At 73.1% G+C, this 4,660-nt stretch carries 3 protein-coding genes; 1 reads left to right on the top strand and 2 read right to left on the bottom strand.

Going from position 1 to position 4,660, the window contains the following annotated elements:
* Window positions 1-62: 62 nt before the first annotated feature.
* A complete protein-coding gene (locus AB0J68_RS27695) occupies window positions 63-1,496 on the top strand; it encodes an MFS transporter (RefSeq protein WP_355066086.1) in 1,434 nt (477 codons plus the stop codon).
* Window positions 1,497-1,818: 322 nt separating this feature from the next.
* Here AB0J68_RS27695 and AB0J68_RS27700 read toward each other — a convergent pair whose 3' ends face one another.
* Entirely contained in the window at window positions 1,819-3,492 is a 1,674-nt protein-coding gene (locus AB0J68_RS27700; protein WP_363941288.1) for a glycoside hydrolase family 13 protein, read from the bottom strand.
* 95 nt (window positions 3,493-3,587) lie between these two features.
* Window positions 3,588-4,634: a LacI family DNA-binding transcriptional regulator gene (locus AB0J68_RS27705; RefSeq protein ID WP_354863137.1), complete on the bottom strand. Its 1,047-nt coding sequence runs from the start codon at window positions 4,632-4,634 to the stop codon at window positions 3,588-3,590.
* Window positions 4,635-4,660: the final 26 nt, after the last annotated feature.

Raw genomic sequence — 4,660 nt, forward strand, 5'->3', positions numbered from 1 at the left:
GGAGCCGACCGGCACCCACCCGCGTCGCGACTTGCGTACCGGAGTCTGGTTGGCTGCCCGTCATGAGCGTGACCAGTGGCGGGCCCGGCCAGCGCCGGAGTGGCCGGGGCGGCGGCCGGGCGCACCGGCTGTACAGCGTCGTGGTGTTCGTGCTGCTCGCCTCGCTCGACAACGTGGCGATCGGGCTCGTCCCACCGCTCTACAAGCCGATCGCCGGCGCGTTCGACGTGTCGGGGCGGCTGCTCGGGCTGGTCACCGCCGTCAGCTTTCTGGTCAGCGCGGTGGCCGCGGTCGGCTGGGCGTACGTCGGGGACCGGAGCAACCGCAAACCGCTGCTCATGGTGGGCACACTGCTCTGGGCGGCGGGCACCGGCGGCAGCGCGCTCGCCGGCGGGTACCTCACGTTCCTGGCCGCCCAGCTCGTCGCGGCGGTCGGTCTCGGTGCGGTCGGCTCGGTGGGCTTCTCGGTGGTCACCGACCTGATCTCGCCGACCCGGCGCGGGCTGGTGATGAGCTTCTGGGGGCTCTCCCAGGGCGTCGGCACGCTCGCCGGCACGCTGTTCGGCGGACTGCTCGGCGCGGCCGACTGGCGACGGCCGTTCCTGCTGCTGACCGGGGTGGGCCTGGCCGCCACCCTGGCGTACCTGTTCACCTACGACGTCCGGCGCGGCCAGAGCGAACCGGAGCTGGCCGACGCGTTGGACGCCGGCGCGGACTACGACTACCGGATCAGTCGGGCCGACGTGCCGAGGATCCTGGCCCGGCGTACCAACCGGTGGCTGATCCTGCAGGGCCTGACCGCGCAGGCGGCGTTCGGCTCGCTGGTCTGGCTGCCGGTGCTGTTCGCCGAACGGGCCGAGGCCCAGGGCTACTCGGAGTCGACCGCGGTGGTGGTGGGCAGCGTCTTCGCCACGCTGTTCCAGCTCGGTGGGGTGCTCTCCATCGTGGGTGGGCTGGTCGGCGACGCGGTGCAGCGGCGTACCCCTGGGGGTCGGGCCCTGGTCGCGGCGGTCGGCATCCTCGCCGCGCTGCCGTTCTACCTGGTGCTGTTCTTCGTGCCGGTGACCATCGACGTGCCCGACGGCGGCAGCGCCGGCGCGGTGGTCGGCGCGGTGCTGTCCAGCGTGGTCACCGAGCCGTCGGTCGGACTCAGCCTGCTCACCGCCGTGGTGGCGCTCGCGTTGACCTCGGCCAACTCGCCGAACTGGTTCGCGCTGATCGCCGACGTGAACCCGCCGGAGCACCGGGGGACCGTCTACAGCCTCGGCAACCTGGTCAACGGGGTCGGCCGGTCGGCCGGCAACGGCCTGGTCGGGGTCGCCTTCCAGGGTCTGCGCGCGGCCTTCCCGCCACCACTGAACTTCGCCGTCGGGCTGGCCGCGTTCCAGCTCTTCTTCATTCCCACCGGCATCATGTACTGGCTCGCCTCGCGAACCTCACCGGCGGACATCGACAACGTGCACGACCTGCTGCACACCCGCGCCGACCGCCTCTGACGGGCCCTCGCCCCGTACCCGCGCCGGCTCGTTGGCTGGTTGTTCCGGAGCGGCCTGGACCTCCTTCTCATCACCCGATCATCGGGCGGCCGCCAGGTCCGCGTAGTGCCAGCGCCGCCTTTGCTCTGCTTCAACCCACGCAACACATAAGGGCACCGACTGTCGCCTCGGTTGAAGCAGAGCAAAGGACGTGATGCGCAGCGGTTCCCGTCCCCGACCCCCCACCGGCCCGGCGCTGGAAAGCGGTGGGGCGGTGGGGCGGACTCCATTCAAACGGCAGCGGAGCAGGCCGCGGCGGCGGGAGAGGGCTGGACCGGACCGGTCAGCCGCGGAGCCAGACCGTGACGTCGGTCGGGACCGCGCCGTGGTCGTCCAGCGGTGCGCTCGCGGCGAGCACCTCGGCGCCGGCCGGAACCGGCACCGGAGTGTCGCCGAAGTTGGTCAGCACCGTCAGCTCGCCGTTGCGGAAGGTCAGCACCTCGTCGTTGGAGGACAGCCACTCCAGCGTGCCCCGGCCCAGGCCGTGGGCACGGCGCAGACGCAGCGCCGTGCGGTACAGCTCGTACGTCGAGCCGGGCACGTCGCGCTGCCGGTCCAGCGCGTACTCCGCCCAGGACGGGGGTTGCGGCAGCCAGCTGGCATCGGTGGGCCCGAAGCCGTACGACGGGGCGTCGGCCTCCCACGGGATCGGCACCCGGCAGCCGTCGCGGCCCCGCTGGGTGTGCCCGCTGCGGGCCCAGGTCGGGTCCTGCCGGGCCTCGTCGGGCATCGTGGTGTGCTCGGGCAGGCCCAGCTCCTCGCCCTGGTAGAGGTACGCCGAGCCGGGCAGGGCGAGCATCAGCAGGGTGGCCGCCCGGGCCCGGCGCAGGCCGAGCGCGGCGTCCGGCTGCGGGTCGCCGATGCCGATGCCGTTGGGCCGGCCGCCGCCGATCGCCAGGCCGAGCCGGGAGGCGTGGCGTACGACGTCGTGGTTGGACAGCACCCAGGTCGTCGGCGCGCCCACCGAATCGGTCGCCTCCAGGGAGCGGGTGATCACCGCGTACTGGGCCGGCGCGGTCCAGGCGGCGAGCAGGTACTCGAAGTTGAACGCCTGGTGCATCTCGTCCGGGCGGACGTAGCGGGCCAGCCGCTCGGCCGGCTCCACCCACGCCTCCGCGACCAGCACCCGCTCGCCGGGGTAGCTGTCCAGGACCCGCCGCCACTGCCGGTAGATCTCGTGCACGCCCTCCTGGTCCCACATCGGCGGGCGCGGCTTGTCGATCTCGTTGCCGGAGAGGATCTCCTGGGGCTCCTGCCAGTCGGCCAGGTCGGCCTGCTTGACGAGGCCGTGCGCCACGTCGACGCGGAAGCCGTCCACACCGCGGTCCAGCCAGAACCGCAGCACGTCCAGGAACTCCTCGTGCACCTCCGGGTTGTCCCAGTTGAGGTCGGGCTGGCCGGTGTCGAACAGGTGCAGGTACCACTGGCCGGGTCGGCCGTCCGGGTCGACCGTCCGGGTCCAGGCCGGACCGCCGAAGACGCTCTGCCAGTCGTTCGGCGGCTGGTCGCCGGCCGGGCCGAGGCCGTCGCGGAAGATGTACCGGGACCGCTCCGGGCTGCCCGGCGCGGCGGCCAGCGCGGCCTGGAACCAGCGGTGCGCCGACGAGGTGTGGTTCGGCACCAGGTCGACGATCACCCGCAGGCCGCGGGAGCGGGCCTCGGCGATCAGCTTGTCCGCGTCGGCGAGGGTGCCGAACAGCGGGTCGACGTCCCGGTAGTCGGCCACGTCGTAGCCCGCGTCGGCCTGCGGGGACGGATAGAACGGGGAGAGCCACACCGCGTCCACGCCCAGCTCGACCAGGTGGTCGAGGCGGGCGGTGATGCCCGGCAGGTCACCGATGCCGTCACCGTCGGAGTCGGCGAACGAGCGTGGGTAGATCTGGTAGATGGCGGCCTCGGTCCACCAGCCGGTGATCGGGTGACCGGAGGAGGTCTGCTGCGTCGGATCGGTGTTCAGGGTCGTCTCCCGTGTCGCGCGGTGGGTGGACTGCCGGCGGTGCTGCTGCCGGCCGCGTCGCCGCCAGCCGCCGGCCGGCGGCGGATGGTTGGGGTTCAGTGTGCCCGCGGCGGCGCGGTGGACTCTCGGACCACCAGCCGAGTGGGCAGGATCACCGATGTGTCGCCGCCGGCGGTTCGTTGACCGACGATCGGGCTCAGGTTGCGGGCCCCGAGCGGGTCGAGCAGCATCCGGGCGGCCAGCCGGCCCTGTTCGGCGGCCGGCTGGGCGATGGTGCTGAGCCCGAGCACGCCGGCGAGGTCGTGGTCGTCGATGCCGACCACGCTGACGTCCTGCGGTACGCGCAGCCCGGCGTCGCGCAGCGCGGTCATCGCGCCCATCGCCATCTCGTCGCAGGCGGCGACGATAGCGGTCGGCGGAACACCGCGGGCCAGCAGCTCGGCGGCGGCCCGGTTGCCGCCGTCGATGGTGAACGACGACTCGACGTCCAGGCTCGGATCGGGTCGCAGGCCGGCGGCCCGCAGCTCCGCCTGGTAGCCCCGGCGCCGGTCGAGGTGGGTGGTGAAGGCCAGCTCGTCGTCGGGGTCTCCGGAGATGTGCGCGATCCGCCGGTGGCCGAGGTCGAGCAGGTGGCGGGTGGCCATCCGCGCGGCGGCCACGTCGTCGATCCGTACGCACGGCCAGTTGGGCACCCTGCTTCCCGAGCTGATGGTCACGCCGGGCAGGTCCAGGGCGGCCAGCGCGGTCAGGTCCGCCGGGCGCAGCGGCGTGGCGACCAGCATCATGGCGTCGACCCGCTTGTGCAGGTTGGCGGTGCGCAGCACCCGCTGGCGGATCTGCTCCCGACCGCCCAGGTTGTAGAGCAGCAGGTCGTAGCCGGAGTGGTGCAGATACTCCTCGACCGCCTCGACGACCGTGCTGAAGAACCAGCGGGTGATCCGGGGTACGACCACCGCGACCGTGCCGGTGCGGCCACCGGCGAGCCGGGACGCGCTCGGCGAGACCGCGTAGTCGAGCTGCTCGGCGGCCGCGAGGACTCTGCGTCGGGTGGCGGCCGAGACCGTCGGCAGCCCGCGCAGGGCCCGCGAGACGGTTGCCGTGGAGACCCCGGCCAACCGGGCGACATCATCAATCTTCGTCATGCTTCCCCCGCTCGGTACCCGTCGCC

Origin of the sequence: Micromonospora sp. NPDC049580 (assembly GCF_040675595.1) — a bacterium.
GTDB lineage: Bacteria > Actinomycetota > Actinomycetes > Mycobacteriales > Micromonosporaceae > Micromonospora.

Excerpts from the sequence above, each read along its gene's own strand:
- AB0J68_RS27695 (WP_355066086.1), top strand. The coding sequence starts at position 63 with ATGAGCGTGACCAGTGGCGGGCCCGGCCAGCGCCGGAGTGGCCGGGGC.
- AB0J68_RS27705 (WP_354863137.1), bottom strand. The coding sequence starts at position 4,634 with ATGACGAAGATTGATGATGTCGCCCGGTTGGCCGGGGTCTCCACGGCA.